This is a genomic window from Streptococcus mitis (assembly GCF_002860865.1).
Classification (GTDB): Bacteria; Bacillota; Bacilli; order Lactobacillales; family Streptococcaceae; genus Streptococcus; species Streptococcus mitis_AT.
Window position 1 is genome coordinate 794,794 of the sequence record NZ_PKIE01000001.1, and the last position, 17,339, is coordinate 812,132.

Here is a 17,339-nt window from a genome sequence, read left to right on the forward strand (position 1 = left end):
TTATAGCAAAGGGGTGAAGAAATTACTAGCCCAAACCCAATGAATAAATGCTAGTGTTCTAAGTATTCTTGCCAGATAGCGTCAAAGTCACCTAGGTTAAAAGAGAAACTGGCATGTTCCTCCAAAAATCGACTGACCTCATCAAAATCATCTGTGTGTTTTGGAAATGCTGACTCTTCAAAAGCTAGGTCTGCTAAGATGGCCTTAGGACTGTTACTTTTAGGATTGCGCTCGGTCATGAGCCAAGTGTAAAATGATTTTCTCATAAACCACCCTAAATCAACTCTGTCCCAAACTGGTCTTGCTTGATTTTACCAGCCTTCATCAAGCCGCCGAGTGCTTTCTTGAACTGACCTTTAGAAATGCCAAAGGTTGCCTTGATGTCGTCTGGAGATGACTTATCATTTAAGGTCATGAACCCCCCATTACTTTCCAAGTAGCTCAAAATCATCTGGGCATCATTTTCCAACATTTCAAAAGAACGTGGTTTGAGGGAGAGGTTCAAGGTACGGTCCACTTCACGGAAACCAATGACACGCGCATCTAGAACTTGACCCAATCGTGGCTCTGCGTAACGTTCGCTAGGATGGATAAAGCCAAGCATGTTATTCTCTGGTAGGTAGACAAAGGTTCCTGACAGCTTGAGGCGGTATACAATGGCTGGCCAGTTTTGATTCTGCATGTTGTTGTAGGCAGGACGAGCCAGACGTTGGAAGTCTTCTTGATAGGCCAAAAGTCCCCAGATACGGTCTTTCTTGTCCACTTCAAGACGGATGTAGAGTTGGTCGCCCTTCTTAGGCCAGAGTTCCTTGAGCTCAGGGAGAATATCTAGTGATACAACGATTTCCTTGTCAGGAAGGCCTGTATCCACAAAGACACCCAAGTCCTTACGAACCTCTGTGACACGACCCCAACCAAATTGGTCCTGAGTGGCACTCACTTCTAAGGTTGTCAGGCGGAATTTTTGCTTCATATCCGTGTAGGCAAAACCTTTGACTGTATCCCCTACTGTATGCTGACCCTCTTCCTTGGCAAGAGCATAGGTTTGGCCATCCTTTTGCACAAAGTAAAAACGGTCATTTTCATCGATGATCAGTCCAACGATAAAACTTGCAAGATTTGTATTCATATTTCCTTCTTTCGAATAAAACTCAGCCAGCAATGCCAACTGAGTTTTTCTGTTTATTTTTAGACTTCCAAAAGTTCTTTTTCTTTGTTGGCAGTCATGTCGTCGATGTGTTTGACAGCATCGTCTGTTACTTTTTGAATATCTTTTTCAAGAGTCTTCAATTCGTCTTCAGTGATTTCTTTTGCTTTTTCTTGTTTCTTAGCTTCGTCCATAGCATCGCGACGGATATTGCGGACAGCCACCTTAGCATTCTCACCGACCTTCTTCACTTCTTTAGCAAGGTCACGACGAGTTTCTTCTGTAAGAGCTGGAATAACCAAACGAATCACAGAACCATCGTTAGCTGGTGTAATACCAAGATCAGAAGCGTTCAAGGCACGTTCGATGTCTTTCAATGAAGACTTATCAAATGGTGTTACCAGCAAAACACGCGCTTCTGGAATGGTAATTGAAGCGATTTGGTTAAGAGGAGTTTCTACTCCATAGTATTCTACATGTACACGATCAAGCAAGCTTGCATTGGCACGACCTGCACGGATACCACCAAATTCACGAGCAAGTGATTGGTGAGACTGGGTCATTCTCTCTTTAGCTTTTTCAATAATTGCGTTAGCCATAATCTTTCTTATTCCTTTTCTTCGATATTATTTGAAACTGTTGTTCCGATATTTTCACCAAATACGACACGTTTAATGTTGCCTGGTTGGTTCATATTAAAGACAACCAAGTCAATGTCGTTGTCCATTGAGAGGGTTGAAGCTGTTGAATCCATGATACGCAGACCTTTATTGATAACGTCACGGTGGGTCAATTCTTCAAACTTAACGGCTGTCTTGTCTTTCTTAGGATCGGCATTGTAAACACCATCGACACCGTTTTTAGCCATAAGAATAGCATCTGCTTCGATTTCAGCTGCACGAAGGGCCGCTGTTGTATCTGTTGAGAAGTAAGGTGAACCAATTCCGGCACCAAAGATAACGATACGGCCTTTTTCAAGATGACGAAGGGCACGTCCACGTACGTAAGGCTCTGCCACTTGTTGCATGGCAATAGCTGTTTGTACACGCGTATCGACACCAACTTGTTGCAATGAATCTGCCATCACAAGAGCATTCATAACAGTCCCAAGCATTCCTGTGTAATCTGCCTGAACGCGGTCCATACCTGCTTCAGCAGCAGGTTCTCCACGCCAGAGATTTCCTCCACCGATAACAAGGGCAATTTCGATACCTAAGCTATGAACTTCTTGAATCTCTTTTGCGATTGTTTGAACTGTTTGGATATCAATCCCTACGCCACGTTCACCGGCAAGGGCTTCACCTGATAACTTGATTAAAATACGTTTATACTTGGGATTCGCCATTTTCACTCTCCTTTTTTTATCCTACCTATTTTATCACAATTTCTAAGATTTTTATAGTACCATGAGCAATTCTTTCAAAAAAATTAGACCGTTAAAAATTCCTCTAAGTCACTAAGGGCACGCTCTGCAATTTTTTCATAACGAGCCTTCTTATCACGGATACGTTCGCCTTCTAACTCCTTGATAATTCCAAAATTGACATTCATCGGTTGGAAATGTTTGCTGTCCGCATGGGTGATGTAATGAGCTAAGCTTCCAATCGCTGTCGTCTCTGGGAAAATAGCCTCGCTTTCTCCCTTGAAAAGACGAGCCGCGTTAATTCCCGCAACTAATCCTGACGCTGCTGATTCAACATAACCTTCCACACCCGTCATCTGACCAGCAAAGAAGAGATTTGGTTGTTTCTTAGAACGGTAAGTCTGTTCAAGAAGATTTGGTGAATCCATGTAAGAATTGCGGTGCATAACCCCATAACGTACAAACTCCGCATTTTCAAGACCTGGAATCATTTGGAAGACTCGCTTTTGTTCTCCCCATTTGAGATGGGTTTGGAAACCAACGATATTGTAGAGACTACCAGCCGCATTGTCCTGACGAAGCTGAACCACCGCATAAGGTGTTTTGAATTCGCCATCACGAGGGCCTGTGTAGTCGTCCGGATACTCAAGACCCACTGGCTTCATAGGACCATAAAGCATAGTTTTAATGCCTCGTTTAGCCATGACTTCGATTGGCATACAACCTTCAAAGTACTTTTCTTTCTCAAAAGAATTAAGTGGTGCTTCTTCCGCATTGACCAAGGCTTCATGGAAATCCATAAACTCTTGCTTGGTCATAGGGGCATTGAGGTAGGCCGCTTCTCCCTTATCATAACGAGACTTGAGATAGATCTTGCTCATATCGATAGTGTTGACATCGATAATAGGGGCTGCCGCGTCGTAGAAATAGAAACCATCACCGTCATTAAGAGCATGAATCTTTTCAGCCAGGGCATCGCTAGTCAAGGGACCAGTCGCCACAACTGTAATAACATCTGTCGGCAATTCTGTAATTTCATCACGAACCACTTCAATCAAGGGGTGGTTGGCCACTTTTTCGGTCACCATATGAGAGAATCCATCACGGTCCACAGCAAGGGCACCACCTGCAGGAACACGTGTAGCTTCAGCAGACTCTAAGATGACAGAACCCAAGCGACGCATTTCTTCCTTGAGAAGCCCCACTGCATTTGTCAAAGCATCTCCACGTAGAGAATTGGAACAAACCAACTCAGCAAAATTGTCTGTTTTGTGCTGGGGTGTTGACTTGACACCACGCATTTCATAAAGTTTAACTGGAATACCACGCTCTGCGATTTGGTAGGCTGCTTCAGAACCTGCCAAACCAGCACCGATAACATTGATATAAGATTGAGACACGACACTAATACCTCTTTGGGAGTGTGAAGACAAGGTTCACATTGAAAAAGCCAATCGAGCTTACTCGCTTTAGAATTTCTTGGCTCAGGCTGAAAAAGTCTACAGGACTTTCCTCGCTTTCGAGTTTCTAGGCTCAGGCTGAAAAAGTCCACAGGACTTACTTCGCTTTCGAATTTCTTGGCTCAGGCTGAAAAAGTCCACAGGACTTTTTCACTCCCACAAATCTTTCTAATTTTTTCTTCTACTAGTATAACAAAAAAAGGGAAGAAGGCAAACTTCCCTGTTTAGTCATTTTCTTGATTTTCTTCCCAGTCGTGGTAGGCAGCGTAGAGCTGGCTCTTATTCCACTGGTAAATCTTAGCGACTTCCTTGATAGCTTGATTTTTCTTCATGCCTTGCTGGATACGGGCTTGGATTTCTAAGAACAAGTCCTCCTCGTCTTTTTCCTCCACATCCTGACTGGCACCTTCAACGATGAGAAGGCATTCGCCCTTGAGTGGCGTTTCAGCTATGCTTTCCAGCAATTCAGAAATGGTACCTCTTTGGTATTCTTCATAGATTTTGGTCAATTCCCTAACCAAAACGACCGAGCGGTCACCATAGACTTCTAGCATATTTTCTAACGTATCTGCCACACGATGAGGCGATTCATAGAAAATCTGGGTCTCTGGATAGTCTTTTTTCAAGTCGAAAAATTGCTTTTGCTGACCTGATTTTCTCGGTAAAAAGCCATAAAAGATATGTGGCTGTGGCGCTAAACCACTGGCAATCAAGGCAGAAATCCCTGCAGAGGCTCCTGGAACTGTGACAACAGCAATATCTTCCTCAATCGCTGCCTTAACCAAATCATGACCAGGGTCTGAGATGCTAGGCAGACCCGCATCAGAAACCTGAGCAATACTTTGCCCTGCTTTCAAGAAACCAATCAAATCAGGAATTTTTTCCTTGGCATTATGCTCATGAAAACTAATCTGCTTAGTAGAAATGTCAAAATGCTTGAGCAAAAGTCCTGTATTGCGCGTGTCCTCAGCAGCAATCCAGCCCACCTCTTTCAAGGTCTGAATAGCTCGAAAGGTCATATCATCTAAATTGCCAATCGGCGTTGCCACTAGGTACAGCTTGCCGTAGGGAGACTGCCCCTTAAAACTTTTTTGAATCTGCATGCCTACTCCCTGTATAACAACTCGTCACAGAACATACATTCCTCATCCTGCTCTCGACGTTGTCCATAAAAATCATTACATACGTGAAAACCATCTTTATAAATTCGACGGACACTTTCACGAACATGCTTGGCCTTGACGGGAGCGTCTGCTTCCACCTCACCCAAGCGTTCTCGCAACTTACTATTTTCCAAGCGAAGAGCTGTATTTTCCTCTACCAGGCTCTTGAGATTTTTCTTGATGGCTTCCACATCGGCCAAGGTTACCAATAACTGTTGGGAAAAATCATCCAGCGCGTCAAATAATTCTTTTTTGTCCATAAAACAGCCCTTTCCTTTCTTTATCGTTCATTTTTGAGTTTATATTTCTTTCAAGACCAGATATTCCATGGCATTTTGAAAGCTGACATTAGCTTGCCACATTTTTCTAGCTTCTAGCAAATCTTGTAGAATCACTCTTACTCTTGCTTGTAGGATATCTTGTCCACAGAGGACTTCAAGAATCCGTAAAACCTGATCTTGTTTTTCCTTGTCATCTGCCAAGCTAGCTAGTTTAGCAACTTGCAAATAACTTTCTTTTTTCTTAGCTACTAACCAAGTCAGCAGGCGTTCACTTTCATCGACCAAGGTCCAAAAGCCTGCCTGATTTGCCAACTTTTCTGCTTCAGCTCGCGATTGACTAAACTGGGCTAAAAGAGTCGCTTTTTTCTTAACCAGTCCCAGTTGTTCTAAGAGCAAGATGAGTTTTTCTTCTTGCTTTTTAAAGTGGAAAATCTGGGTCCGACTTCGGATTGTCGGTAAAATCTTTTCTTCATCGCTTGTCAAGAAGAAAATATAAACCTCACTCTGGGGTTCTTCGATGACCTTGAGCAGAGAATTGGCTGCATTAGGATGCATTTTCTCAGCTTGCTCGATAATAAAGACCTGTTGCTGGCTTTCAATCCCTGCATGAGAAAACTGACCCACCAATTCCCGAATGCGTTCTGTCTTGATGACCTGATTGACTGGCTTAATTAAGGTGACATCTGGAAACTCTTCCTGTTCAATCAGCTTACAATTTCGGCATTTCTCACATGGTAAAACACCTACTTTATCCGTACAAAAGAGGCTCTTAGCCAAAAACTGCGCCATTTCCAAGCTTCCAAAGAAACCTGAAAAGAGATAGGCGTGATTGAGCTGGTCTTGCTCCAAAATACGGACAAAGCGGTCAAACTGATCTGGCTGCCAGGCCTTTAGTTGATCTTGTTTCATTTAGCTAATCCCATTCTGTCAAACAAGACAGCCTTGGTTGTTTCCACAACTTGCTCCAATGGAAGACTCGCATCAATCTTGACAATGCGATTTCCTTCTTTGTCCAGAAGAGAAAGGTAACCTTGACGGACTTTTTTATGCAAGTCCAACCCTTCCAAGTCCAAACGATTGACCTCGCGGTCACTATTAGCAGCAATGCGAGCCAGTCCTTCTTCCACCTCGATGTCAAAATAGAGTGTCAAATCGGGTTTAAGGCCATCTGTCGCAAACCGATTGAGCCAATCAATGGCGTCAATATCCAAGCCACGACCAAATCCCTGATAGGCAACGGAACTATCGATGAAGCGGTCCATAATGACCAACTTGCCAGCTTCAAGTGCTGGAAGAACTTTTTCCACCAAGTGCTGTCTACGACTGGCGATATAGAGAAGGAGCTCTGTTTTAGGATCCATCTGAGTATGACTTGGGTCCAAAATCACTTGACGAATCTTCTCCCCAATCAAGACTCCACCTGGCTCACGGGTCGTCAGCACCTCTACCCCTTTTTCCTCTAAAATTGGGAGCAGAGCCTCTAAAACACTGGTCTTGCCTGCTCCCTCTGGTCCCTCAAGAGAGACTAAAAATCCTTTTGACATGTCTAACTCATTTCTTTTTTACTACTTCTATTCTATCAAAAAAATAGAGGTTTGTGACAATCTTTTTGTCTTCTCATTTCATACTCAATGAAAATCAAAGAGCAAACTAGGAAGCTAACCGCAGGTTGCTCAAAACACTGTTTTGAGGTTGCAGATGGAAGCTGACGCAGTTTGAAGAGATTTTCGAAGAGTATCAACCACCATAAAAGAGGCAGACAAAGCCACCTCTTATTTACCTAGTTCTTGTGTTCGTTTATATGCTTGACCAACTGCATCCATGACCGTTCCTCGAAAAGCATGCGCTTCTAGGCTTGCTACACCAGCGATAGTCGAACCGCCTGGGCTACAAACTTGGTCTTTTAAGACCCCAGGATGCTCTTGGCTTTCTAGGACCAATTGTCCAGCGCCGACAACTGTTTGAGCTGCCATTTTCAATGCTGTTTCTCGTGGTAATCCTGTCTGAACACCTGCATCTGCCAAAGCCTCAATAAAAAGATAGACAAAGGCCGGCCCACAACCTGCAAGACCTGTCGCTGCATCAATTAAGCCTTCCCCAAGTTCAATCAAGAGACCAGCCTTGGTTAAAAGCTGACAAAAGAGCTCACTGTCCTTAGCCCTGCAATTAGGAGACATGGCATAGCTAATCACTCCTTGACCGATAGAAGCAGGAGTATTTGGCATCATACGAATAATTCGGTGTTGATTTGGAAGAAGACTAGCGAGTTTTTCTAAGGTCAATCCAGCTGCCATGGAAATCAAAAGAAGACTCTCTCGTTTTTCAAGAATGGTTTGATATTGAGATAGCAAGTCTGAGAACTGAGCTGGCTTAACACCTAGAAAAATCACATCTGCTTCTGCAAAGATTTCTTCATTGCTGGAAGCCTGACCACCAAAGTTGGCGATGAAAGCATCCACCTTAGCTTGACTACGATTAGCAAGGAGAATGTCATCACCCGTCTTAGCCTGCAAAACAGACTTGGCCAAGCTAGCACCCATATTCCCCAAACCAATAAATCCAATCTTCATCTCTTACTCCCTTATCTGTCCATCACCAGTGACCACATACTTGTAGCTAGTCAACTCTTTCAAGCCCATTGGACCACGCGCGTGCAGTTTCTGAGTTGAAATCCCCATTTCGCAACCAAGACCAAATTGGCCACCATCGGTGAAACGAGTTGAGGCATTGACATAGACAGCTGCAGAGTCCACTTGATCTGTAAAGTAAGTTGCAGCTTCAGCATTTTCAGTCACAATGGCATCCGAATGATGGGTACTGTGGGCTTCAATATGCTCAACCGCTTCTTCTAAACTGCTCACAACCTTAACAGCTAATACATAGTCTAAAAACTCGGTGTCAAAGTCTTGTGCTTCAGCTGCTTGACCTAAAACAAACTGACTTGCTTGGCTATCTAGGCGGAATTGAATTGCTTCCAGTCCAGCTTCTTTTCGATCTGCAACTAAAACTTGCTCCAAACGAGGAAGGAAGCTTGTTGCCTTGGCTTCATGAACCAGCAAAACCTCCATGGCATTGCAGACAGAAGGACGACTGGTTTTGGCATTGTTGATGATAGATAAAGCCTTGTCTTCGTCTGCATCCTTATCGACATAAACATGGACAATCCCTGTCCCGGTCTCGATAACAGGTACAATAGCATTTTCAACCACTGCATTGATCAAACCAGCCCCTCCACGAGGAATGAGAAGGTCTAGATAGCCCTTGGCCTTCATCATGGCATAGCTACTTTCACGGCTGGTATCTTCCACCAGTTGAATCACATCTGGATGAATGGTAGTCGTCTCCAAGCCCTTCTTCAAGGCTGTGACAATGGCATGGGCTGTTTGATAGGCGTCCTTACCACTACGAAGAACAACCGCATTTCCACTCTTGATAGCCAGAGCAGCTGCGTCTGACGTCACATTTGGACGACTTTCATAGATAATACCGATAACACCCATAGCCACACGTTTTTTGGTAATCACTAAGCCATTTTCAAGCTGACTTGTTTCTAAAACTTCACCAATTGGATCTGGTAAAGCAACCACTTCACGAATCCCAGTTGCCATAGCTTCTATACGCCCTGCATCCAAATAAAGACGATCCAGCATCACATCTGAGATTTTACCTTTGGCCGATTCCATATCGAGGGCATTTGCCGCTAAAATCTCCTCTGTAGCAGCCACTAAGTGATCAGCCATGGCTAGCAAGGCTTGGTTTTTCACGTCTTCACTAGCTGTGTTGATCGATTTTTTAACAGCCTGTACCTGCTCAAATTGTTCTTGTGTACTTACCATAATTTACCTCTAAAATTCTGTAAAGAGTAGTTGGATTTCAGGAGTAATGGAAATCCAGTCATCACGGTGAATCAAGACACCCTTGGCTTTTTGAGAACGTAACATATCCTCCAAAGCAGATGCCCCAAATTGCACGCGCCCTTTTCCAAGTGATTTTCCACTTTCCTTGTCAAATACTGTCACGATATCACCGTAAGAAAAGGCACCTTCTGCATCAACAACACCAGATAAGAGAAGACTCTTTCCATGTTGAGAGAGAGCTTCAGCAGCCCCTTTATCAACCCAAATAGAACCTTGACTCTGAGCATAAAAGGCCAGCCATTGTTTCTGGGTACGAAGTCCCTTCTCTTGAGCAACAAAGTAGGAACCATCCTTGGTCTTCTCCGCTGCCTCAATCATGGCATCTGACTTCAAGGATGAGCAGATATAAACAGGAACGCCCGATTCTGTCGCAATAGTTGCAGCCTTGATTTTTGTTAGCATGCCCCCAGTTCCGTTTGACGAACCAGCTCCACCGGCCATATCGATAATCTCACGATTGATTGTCTCGATTCGCTCCAAGCGTTTGGCTGTTGGATCTGAATTAGGATTTCCAGTATATAGACCGTCTACGTCTGTCAAGAGGACCAAAAGGTCTGCTTGGACCATGGCTGCTACCTGAGCACTTAGAGTATCATTGTCCCCAACCTTGAGCTCATCAATAACGACACTGTCATTCTCGTTGATGATAGGAATCGCTCCACGGCTAAGTAGAACTGACAAAGCCTGATGGGCATTTTTATAACGGCGCTTATCCACAAAGTCATCCTGGGTCAGCAAGATTTGTGCAGAAACGATTTGGCGCAAGAGAAGATTGGTCGTGTATTCTTCCAACAAAAGCCCTTGCCCTACCGCTGCTGAAGCCTGTTTATCAGCAATCTTAGTCGGACGCTTTTTAAATCCTAAGGCACCAAAACCTGCAGCAATGGCACCCGACGACACCAAAATCAATTCATGACCAGCTTCGTGCAACATAGCCAACTGCTGGGTAATAGCCTTTACCTTACTACGTGATAAACTTCCATCCTCATTTGTCAGAGAAGAAGTCCCCACCTTAAAGACAATCCGTTTGTATTTCATAGTCTCACTCCGATTCTTCATATTTATCCATTATAACATGAATGGCAGGAAATAGAAAAGAGTTGATAGGAAAAAGGTCGAGACAAGTCATCTCAACCTTTTATCAAATCTAATTCTTTCTCAATCTCTCCAAAGTTTCCTTAAAAATCTCTGGGATATCTGCTGTAAACTCCAAGGTCTTACCTGTTCTCGGATGAGTAAAACCTAGAGTCTTGGCATGAAGAAATTGTCCATGCCCTTTCAAAGTCTTGCGAGGACCATAGACCTCATCACCAGCGACTGGATGGCCAATATAAGCCATGTGAACACGGATTTGATGAGTGCGACCTGTCTCCAGCTGCAACTCTACCAAGCTATAATCACCAAAGCGTTCCAAGACGTGAAAACGGGTCACTGCAGGCTTACCTTTGGCAGTCACAGCCTGTTTCTTACGATCTTTTTCACTCCGGCCAATCGGTGCTTCAATCACACCGCGATCATTGGGCAGATTTCCATGAACAATCGCCCAATATTTGCGGAGAGACTTTTTATCCTTGAGTTCTTGGGCAAGTGCTAGATGCGCCTCATCGTTTTTAGCAATCATGAGAAGGCCTGACGTATCCTTATCAATACGGTGAACAATTCCTGGACGCAGAACCCCATTGATACCCGACAAGTCCTTAATATGATACATAAGGGCATTTACCAGAGTTCCACAAGTATGACCAGCACTCGGATGCACAACCATCCCCTGAGGTTTGTTAACGACGGCCACATCCTCATCTTGGTAGATGATTTCTAGCGGAAGATTCTCAGCCACATACTCTAAGACCTCTGGCTCTGGCACATGGTAAGTGACGACATCGCCCTCTTGGACAGTGTATTTAGCTTTCTTGACTTGGCCATTGACCAAGACCTGGCCTGATTTGATTTGTTCATTCGCGAGACTGCGTGATAATTCTGTCAAATCCGACAAAGCCTTATCTAAACGCAGGCCACCAGTTTCAATTTTAATTTCCATTTATTTCCTCTTTTAGCATTGCAATCAATAAAATAATCACTCCAACAGTCAGATAGCTATCTGCCACATTGAAAATTGCAAAATTGATAAAGTCCAAGTGAAACATATCCACAACAAAGCCCTGACTTATCCTGTCAATAAAGTTTCCAAGACCACCTGCGATAATCAAGGTCAAACCCAAGACCATCCAGAATGAGTCCTCCATGTGTTTATGTAGATACCAAATGGCACCTACCACGACAACCAGGGTAATGACAGCGAATAACAACTGCTGATCTTGTAAGATAGAAAAGGCTGCCCCTCGATTTTGCAGGTAGGTCAAACTAACGAAATTGGGAATCCAAGAGCGCACTTCACCCAGTGGAATTTGCTGGACGATATAGGATTTGACTAACTGATCCAGCCCAATCAAAAGCAGTACAACGACTGCCACTATTCCTCTTTTTTTCATGATTTCCTCTTCTGATCAAAATATTCTTGCACGACTTCTACGAAAAGAGTTCCAGCCTGACTAAGCTCCACTTCCTCACGTTTAACATAGACCATGCGATTATCTAGGTTATCCTTGAGACGAATAACTGTAATGCCATTAACACTATCACTATCTAAAAATCCGGAACCTGTTGCATAGGCGTCCGTCCGCTCCAAAATACCATTCAAAGTAGCACGGTCTGTCACATTAAACATCTGTGAACTAGCACTGGTATCGACAAAGTTCTCTGAATAATAAAGGTACTCGTCTTTTTCTTGAGTGAAACGAACCGTTGGTAGATCAGCTAAATCCTCCATGACCAATTCCTCTTTCTGGGCTAAAGGATGCCCTTCACGAAGATAAATGTGGGTATGAAAGGGAATTAATTCAATAACCTCCAGACCTAGCTTTTCAACCCGTTGCATAATCCCCTTTTTATTTTGATTGTTGAGGTAGATAATCCCAATTTCACTGTGACCTTGCGCTACTTCATCTAAGATTTGAACAGTAGTCGATTCAAAAATACGGAAGTTCTTATAATCAGGATAGCGCTCTGAAAAGGCCGTAATGGTTGGTGGCAAGAAATCATAGTGCTGACTAGCAATGGAAAATTCATCTTTTTCTTCCTCAGGATTGGCATACTGATTTTGAAAAATATCAAATCCTTTAACCAATTCTTGCGCTTTTTCGTAAAATTCCATCCCACGACGGGTCAAGAAAGTCCCTGAACTAGTCCGACGGAAAATCTTAAAACCCAATTCTTTTTCCAAATCACGAACAGAAATAGACAGACTCGGCTGACTAACATACATCTTTTCAGCAGCTTCACGGAAAGTACCGCTATTCGCAATAGCCACAACATAGCGTAATTGTTGAATGTTCATCTTCTACCCCCAACTTCTTTATCTTTTCATTATACCATATTTTAGAAGTTTTCCATCGAAGAAAAATAATGTTACTCATAAAATTCATCTACACTAAGAACGAAAAAATCATGGGTACCAAAACAAAAAAAACAGGCTCTCCGAAAACTCGGAAAGCCTTATTTAATGCTACTTCTAGCTTCCTCGCCTTTACATTTCAAGGCTCGGGATAAAAAGGTTCACTGGACCTTTTTATTTAGCGATTGGGTAAACAGAAACTTGTTTTTTATCGCGTCCTTTACGTTCAAAGCGTACTACGCCTTCAACTTTAGCAAACAAAGTATCGTCTCCACCACGTCCAACGTTTACACCTGGATAAATGTGTGTACCACGTTGACGGTAAAGGATTGATCCACCTGTTACAGTTTGTCCGTCAGCTGCTTTAGCTCCAAGACGTTTCGCTTGTGAATCACGTCCGTTTGATGTAGAACCTCCACCTTTTTTGTGGGCGAAAAGTTGCAAGTTGTTAAGAGTCATTTTTAACATAATGTTTTCCTCCGTGTTAGTTTTCTGTGATAACTCTGGTTTGGACGAACTCAGAAGAGTTCTCCGATAAGTTTGCCATACCTAAGAAAAATGATTCAAAGAATAACTGGGTCATTTCTCTCTGGTGTGAAGGAAGGTCTTTTGGAATTTCAACCATCAGATAGCCACCTTCATCTTCGTTTAATTCTAGGATTGGTTCATAGCCTGCAAATTTCTCAATTGAATTGATAAAGTTAATGGCAAGCGTAGAAACCGATGCACACACGACATCTAAGCCGTATTCGCCACTCTCGGCGTGTCCAGTAATTTCCGCACTCCTCAGCTCGCCATCTTCGGCTCTCTCAAAGACTGCCTGTATCATGTGTTCTCCTTAAAATTAAGCGTTGATTGCGTTGATGACAACTTTTGTATATGGTTGACGGTGACCTTGTTTACGGTGGCTACCTTTTTTAGGTTTGTACTTGTAAGTAACAACTTTCTTTTGTTTTCCTTGTTTTTCAACAGTTCCAACTACAGTAGCTCCAGCAACAAGTGGAGTTCCGACAACAGTGTTTTCACCACCAACAAGAACAACTTCGTTAAAAGTAACTTCTTGACCAGCTTCAACGTTCAATTTTTCAACGTAAACTGCTTGACCAACTTCAACTTTAACTTGTTTTCCGCCAGTTTTGATAATTGCGTATGTGCTCATTATGCACCTCCTATGATTTTTATGGGTTTCCCCGATTTTTTTGTGAAGACTCGCCTAGCATCGTGGGACAAACCACTTAAACTTGAATAATCAAGCAACGATGTTCGTGCGGTTGCACAGGATCGTGCATAGTCAACTCTTCAAGTATAGCATATCTCCTATTTTCTTACAAGTAATAACACCTAAAATGAAGCTTTTTCTTTTACTTTTTTCCGCCACTTGACAAAAAGCATGCTGAGGTAAAAAATGCTCATCATAATAGGAACACCAAGAATGGTCTTTTCCTGATAGAAAATCGTCAAATAGGCTGAAAAGACAACGCCAAGGACAAAACTAGTAAGCAAACTAACAAATATGAAACCTTCACGCAAAAAAGGAGTGTGCTTAGTTCTGAAATAATCTCCAAAAGCTAGCATGGTCCGTTTGATATTCCCAGTCATAAACGCGTTATTATAAGCTATACCTGACACTTCTCCAAAAGCAGTTGTCACCAACCCCATACAAAAGGCCAAGGGCGGTACTAGATAGATATTCTCTACAGTTTGTGGTACAAATCCAATAATGATTGATAGGATTGCTAAAGGAATCAAGGACAGAATCGGTTTTTTCACAATTCTCAATTTTTCCTTATAAATCGTTAATAAAAAGACCCCCATCATAAAAGCTAGCAAGGTCATTACTTTGGCACTGGCATCTGACACATTGTGTTGAATGAGTCCCACTGATAGAAAGACGACATTCCCAGTTTGTCCAGCCACAAGAGTGTTCCCTCGCACAATAAACGTATAGGCATCTACATATCCTGCACAAAAAGTCAAAAAAAGCGCTAGCCTCTTAGACTGACGTGATATTTTTCTTATAGGTAGTAACCTCATTTTCCCTCCCATTTCATTTTCTCATCTCATTATTGTACCACTTTCTTTGGGAAAGTCCTAGTAGCTTATTTGAAAAATTTTCCCCTCTGTTGGATAGTCCCATCTATCTATGTTATAATGAAAGAAGGATTTGAAATCGGAAAGGGAGTATCTATGCTTAAATTAGGTGTCATCGGAACTGGCGCTATCAGCCACCACTTCATAGAGGCAGCCCATGCTAGTGGAAAATACCAGCTGGTCACAGTCTATTCTAGAAAACTAGAAACTGCAGCAACCTTTGCTTCTCGCTATCAGAATATCCAACTCTTTGATCAAGTAGAGGGCTTCTTCAAGAGCTCCTTTGATGTGGTCTATATTGCTAGCCCAAACTCCTTGCATTTTGCTCAGGCAAAAGCTGCATTGACTGCAGGTAAACATGTCATTCTTGAAAAGCCAGCTGTCACTCAGCCACAAGAATGGCTAGATTTGAGACATACAGCTGAGAAAAATCACTGTTTTATATTCGAAGCAGCTCGCAATTACCATGAAAAAGCTTTCACTATCATCAAAAACTTTTTGGCAGACAAGCAAATCTTAGGAGCTGATTTCAACTATGCCAAATACTCTTCCAAGATGCCTGACTTGTTGGCTGGTCAGACACCAAATGTCTTCTCAGACCGTTTTGCTGGTGGAGCTCTTATGGATTTGGGGATTTATCCTCTCTACGCTGCCGTTCGTCTCTTTGGAAAGGCTCAGGACGCAACCTATCAGGGGCAACAGCTTGACAATAGCATTGACCTAAATGGCGATGGCATCCTCTTCTACCCTGACTTTCAAGTTCATATCAAGGATGGGAAAAACATCACTTCCAATCTTCCTTGCGAGATTTATACGACAGATGGAACCCTGACGCTCAACACAATTGAGCATGTTCGCTCAGCTATTTTTACCGACCACCAAGGAAATCAAGTCCAGCTCCCTATCCAACAAGCTCCCCATACGATGACTGAGGAAGTCGATGCATTTGCACACATGATCCAGCAACCAGATCTGAATCTCTACCAAACTTGGCTGGAAGATGCAAGTTCTGTTCATGAACTACTATTTACCATGCGCCAGACTGCTGGCATTAGATTTGAGGCAGAAAAATGAAAAACAAACTACCGACTGAATGGCAAGAACTGAGTGACCAACTCGGTTTCCAAGAATTCACCCCCATTCAAACTCAACTATTTGAGCCCCTTCTTGCTGGAGAAAACCTCCTAGGAGTGAGCCCAACAGGAACTGGTAAGACCCTAGCTTACCTTCTACCAAGTCTTCTCAGACTACAAAAGAAAAAAGCCCAACAACTCTTGATTCTAGCACCAAATACAGAGCTTGCTGGACAGATTTTTGATGTATGTAAAACGTGGTCAGAAGCTATCGGCTTGACAGCCCAACTCTTCTTATCAGGTTCGAGTCAGAAACGCCAGATTGAACGCCTAAAAAAAGGACCAGAAATTCTGATTGGAACCCCTGGCCGTATCTTTGAACTAATTAAATTGAAAAAAATCAAGATGATGAATGTGAAAACCATCATCCTGGATGAATTCGACCAATTACTAGATGATTCTCAGATTCACTTTGTTGAGAAAATCACTCACTACGCACCTCGTGACCATCAACTCATCTACATGAGTGCTACGACCAAGTTTGACCAAGAAAAGATTGTGCCGAATACACGCACTATTAATCTCTCTGATCAAAAACTGGACAATATCCAGCATTTCTACATGCAGGTAGACCAACGTCACCGTGTTGATATGCTACGAAAACTGGCTCATGTAGAGGATTTCCGAGGTCTTGTCTTCTTTAACAGCCTATCAGACCTTGGAAGTGCAGAAGAAAAACTACAGTATCGAGATATCTTGGCTGTTTCCCTCGCTAGTGATGTCAATGTCAAATTTAGAAAAGTCATCTTAGAAAAGTTTAAAGACAAGCAACTAACCCTGCTTCTTGCAACTGACCTTCTGGCTCGTGGAATTGATATCGATAGCCTCGAATGTGTTGTAAACTTTGATGTCCCGAGAGATATCGAAACCTACACACACCGTGCTGGCCGTACTGGCCGTATGGGCAAGGAAGGTTATGTTATCACTCTCGTCACTCATCCAGAAGAGCTTAAAAAACTCAAGAAATTCGCAAGTGTCCGTGAAATTATCCTAAAAAATCAAGAACTCTATATCAAATAAAGCCCAATTGCTCTATGCACATCTAGTGTATAGAGCTTTTTTATAAGCAATTCAATTTTATACTCTTCAAACCGCGTCAGCTTCGCCTTGCCGTATGTATGGTTACTGACTTCGTCAGTCTTATCTACAACCTCAAAAACATGTTTTGAGCTGACTTCGTCAGTTCTATCTGCAACCTCAAAACAGTGTTTTGAGCAGCCTGCAGCTAGCTTCCTAGTTTGCTCTTTGATTTTCATTGAGTATTAGTTCAATATTCGAAAAAAAGAACCTTGCAAAGCAAGATTCTTTTAGTGTCTGACTTAAATAATTGTTC

General features: G+C 42.8%; 22 protein-coding genes, 1 pseudogene and 1 other annotated feature. Of the genes and pseudogenes, 3 read left to right on the forward strand and 20 right to left on the reverse strand.

All coding sequences use genetic code 11. From position 1 onward, the window contains the following. Positions 1-50: 50 nt before the first annotated feature. From CYK18_RS03955 to CYK18_RS04025, 15 genes are all read right to left on the reverse strand, one after another. Positions 51-266, reverse strand: a complete 216-nt coding sequence (locus CYK18_RS03955; protein ID WP_001232084.1) for a YozE family protein — start codon at positions 264-266, stop codon at positions 51-53. Positions 267-274: 8 nt separating this feature from the next. Beyond that, positions 275-1,129, reverse strand: a complete 855-nt coding sequence (gene cvfB / locus CYK18_RS03960; RefSeq protein WP_101785204.1) for an RNA-binding virulence regulatory protein CvfB — start codon at positions 1,127-1,129, stop codon at positions 275-277. Between the two features lie 59 nt (positions 1,130-1,188). Continuing rightward, positions 1,189-1,746, reverse strand: coding sequence for a ribosome recycling factor (gene frr / locus CYK18_RS03965; RefSeq protein ID WP_001262225.1), 558 nt, complete (start codon positions 1,744-1,746; stop codon positions 1,189-1,191). A gap of 8 nt (positions 1,747-1,754) precedes the next feature. Beyond that, the gene (pyrH, locus tag CYK18_RS03970; RefSeq protein ID WP_000002996.1) at positions 1,755-2,492 is read right to left on the reverse strand and encodes a UMP kinase; all 738 of its coding nucleotides are present in this window, start codon (positions 2,490-2,492) and stop codon (positions 1,755-1,757) included. 83 nt (positions 2,493-2,575) lie between these two features. After that, positions 2,576-3,910 carry a methylenetetrahydrofolate--tRNA-(uracil(54)-C(5))-methyltransferase (FADH(2)-oxidizing) TrmFO gene (trmFO, locus tag CYK18_RS03975; RefSeq protein ID WP_101785206.1) on the reverse strand — a complete coding sequence of 445 codons (1,335 nt, stop codon included), beginning with the start codon at positions 3,908-3,910 and terminating at the stop codon, positions 2,576-2,578. Positions 3,911-4,194: 284 nt separating this feature from the next. Beyond that, positions 4,195-5,073: a 16S rRNA (cytidine(1402)-2'-O)-methyltransferase gene (gene rsmI, locus CYK18_RS03980; protein ID WP_101785208.1), complete on the reverse strand. Its 879-nt coding sequence runs from the start codon at positions 5,071-5,073 to the stop codon at positions 4,195-4,197. A 2-nt stretch (positions 5,074-5,075) separates the two neighbouring features. Further along, positions 5,076-5,393, reverse strand: a complete 318-nt coding sequence (gene yabA, locus CYK18_RS03985; protein ID WP_000358227.1) for a DNA replication initiation control protein YabA — start codon at positions 5,391-5,393, stop codon at positions 5,076-5,078. A gap of 39 nt (positions 5,394-5,432) precedes the next feature. After that, positions 5,433-6,323: a DNA polymerase III subunit delta' gene (locus tag CYK18_RS03990; protein ID WP_101785210.1), complete on the reverse strand. Its 891-nt coding sequence runs from the start codon at positions 6,321-6,323 to the stop codon at positions 5,433-5,435. Then, positions 6,320-6,958, reverse strand: coding sequence for a dTMP kinase (gene tmk / locus CYK18_RS03995; protein ID WP_101785212.1), 639 nt, complete (start codon positions 6,956-6,958; stop codon positions 6,320-6,322). The genes CYK18_RS03990 and tmk overlap by 4 nt, the downstream gene beginning before the upstream one ends. A gap of 228 nt (positions 6,959-7,186) precedes the next feature. Then, entirely contained in the window at positions 7,187-7,984 is a 798-nt protein-coding gene (proC, locus tag CYK18_RS04000; protein ID WP_101785214.1) for a pyrroline-5-carboxylate reductase, read from the reverse strand. A gap of 3 nt (positions 7,985-7,987) precedes the next feature. Next, the gene (locus CYK18_RS04005; protein WP_101785216.1) at positions 7,988-9,250 is read right to left on the reverse strand and encodes a glutamate-5-semialdehyde dehydrogenase; all 1,263 of its coding nucleotides are present in this window, start codon (positions 9,248-9,250) and stop codon (positions 7,988-7,990) included. Positions 9,251-9,259: 9 nt separating this feature from the next. Next, entirely contained in the window at positions 9,260-10,369 is a 1,110-nt protein-coding gene (gene proB / locus CYK18_RS04010) for a glutamate 5-kinase (protein WP_219619943.1), read from the reverse strand. A 109-nt stretch (positions 10,370-10,478) separates the two neighbouring features. Next, entirely contained in the window at positions 10,479-11,369 is an 891-nt protein-coding gene (locus tag CYK18_RS04015) for an RluA family pseudouridine synthase (protein ID WP_101782184.1), read from the reverse strand. Further along, entirely contained in the window at positions 11,359-11,820 is a 462-nt protein-coding gene (gene lspA / locus CYK18_RS04020) for a signal peptidase II (protein ID WP_101782183.1), read from the reverse strand. The genes CYK18_RS04015 and lspA overlap by 11 nt, the downstream gene beginning before the upstream one ends. Further along, the gene (locus tag CYK18_RS04025) at positions 11,817-12,725 is read right to left on the reverse strand and encodes a LysR family transcriptional regulator (RefSeq protein ID WP_101782182.1); all 909 of its coding nucleotides are present in this window, start codon (positions 12,723-12,725) and stop codon (positions 11,817-11,819) included. The genes lspA and CYK18_RS04025 overlap by 4 nt, the downstream gene beginning before the upstream one ends. On the opposite strand from CYK18_RS04025, the pseudogene CYK18_RS11050 reads away from it, so the two are divergent. Then, positions 12,718-12,789 (forward strand): annotated as a pseudogene (locus tag CYK18_RS11050) (AraC family transcriptional regulator); the annotation flags it as partial. The gene CYK18_RS04025 and the pseudogene CYK18_RS11050 overlap by 8 nt on opposite strands. Before the next feature lie 167 nt (positions 12,790-12,956). On the opposite strand, the gene rpmA reads toward CYK18_RS11050, so the two are convergent. From rpmA to CYK18_RS04045, 4 genes are all read right to left on the reverse strand, one after another. Next, on the reverse strand, positions 12,957-13,250 hold the full coding sequence (rpmA, locus tag CYK18_RS04030) for a 50S ribosomal protein L27 (RefSeq protein ID WP_000916509.1): 294 nt from the start codon (positions 13,248-13,250) through the stop codon (positions 12,957-12,959). 16 nt (positions 13,251-13,266) lie between these two features. Further along, a complete protein-coding gene (locus CYK18_RS04035) occupies positions 13,267-13,611 on the reverse strand; it encodes a ribosomal-processing cysteine protease Prp (RefSeq protein ID WP_000613699.1) in 345 nt (114 codons plus the stop codon). Between the two features lie 15 nt (positions 13,612-13,626). Continuing rightward, positions 13,627-13,941: a 50S ribosomal protein L21 gene (rplU, locus tag CYK18_RS04040; protein ID WP_000109141.1), complete on the reverse strand. Its 315-nt coding sequence runs from the start codon at positions 13,939-13,941 to the stop codon at positions 13,627-13,629. A gap of 36 nt (positions 13,942-13,977) precedes the next feature. Continuing rightward, positions 13,978-14,065: a sequence feature (ribosomal protein L21 leader region), on the reverse strand. Between the two features lie 58 nt (positions 14,066-14,123). Next, entirely contained in the window at positions 14,124-14,816 is a 693-nt protein-coding gene (locus CYK18_RS04045; RefSeq protein ID WP_257959916.1) for a YoaK family protein, read from the reverse strand. 153 nt (positions 14,817-14,969) lie between these two features. Here CYK18_RS04045 and CYK18_RS04050 point away from each other — a divergent pair, with 153 nt between their 5' ends. Then, complete coding sequence (locus CYK18_RS04050; protein WP_101785222.1) at positions 14,970-15,947, forward strand: Gfo/Idh/MocA family protein; 978 nt, start codon at positions 14,970-14,972, stop codon at positions 15,945-15,947. Further along, positions 15,944-17,026, forward strand: coding sequence for a DEAD/DEAH box helicase (locus CYK18_RS04055; protein ID WP_101785224.1), 1,083 nt, complete (start codon positions 15,944-15,946; stop codon positions 17,024-17,026). Before CYK18_RS04050 ends, CYK18_RS04055 begins: the two co-directional genes overlap by 4 nt. Here CYK18_RS04055 and CYK18_RS11055 read toward each other — a convergent pair. Further along, positions 17,014-17,262 carry a hypothetical protein gene (locus CYK18_RS11055; protein WP_257959917.1) on the reverse strand — a complete coding sequence of 83 codons (249 nt, stop codon included), beginning with the start codon at positions 17,260-17,262 and terminating at the stop codon, positions 17,014-17,016. The genes CYK18_RS04055 and CYK18_RS11055 overlap by 13 nt on opposite strands. Positions 17,263-17,339: the final 77 nt, after the last annotated feature.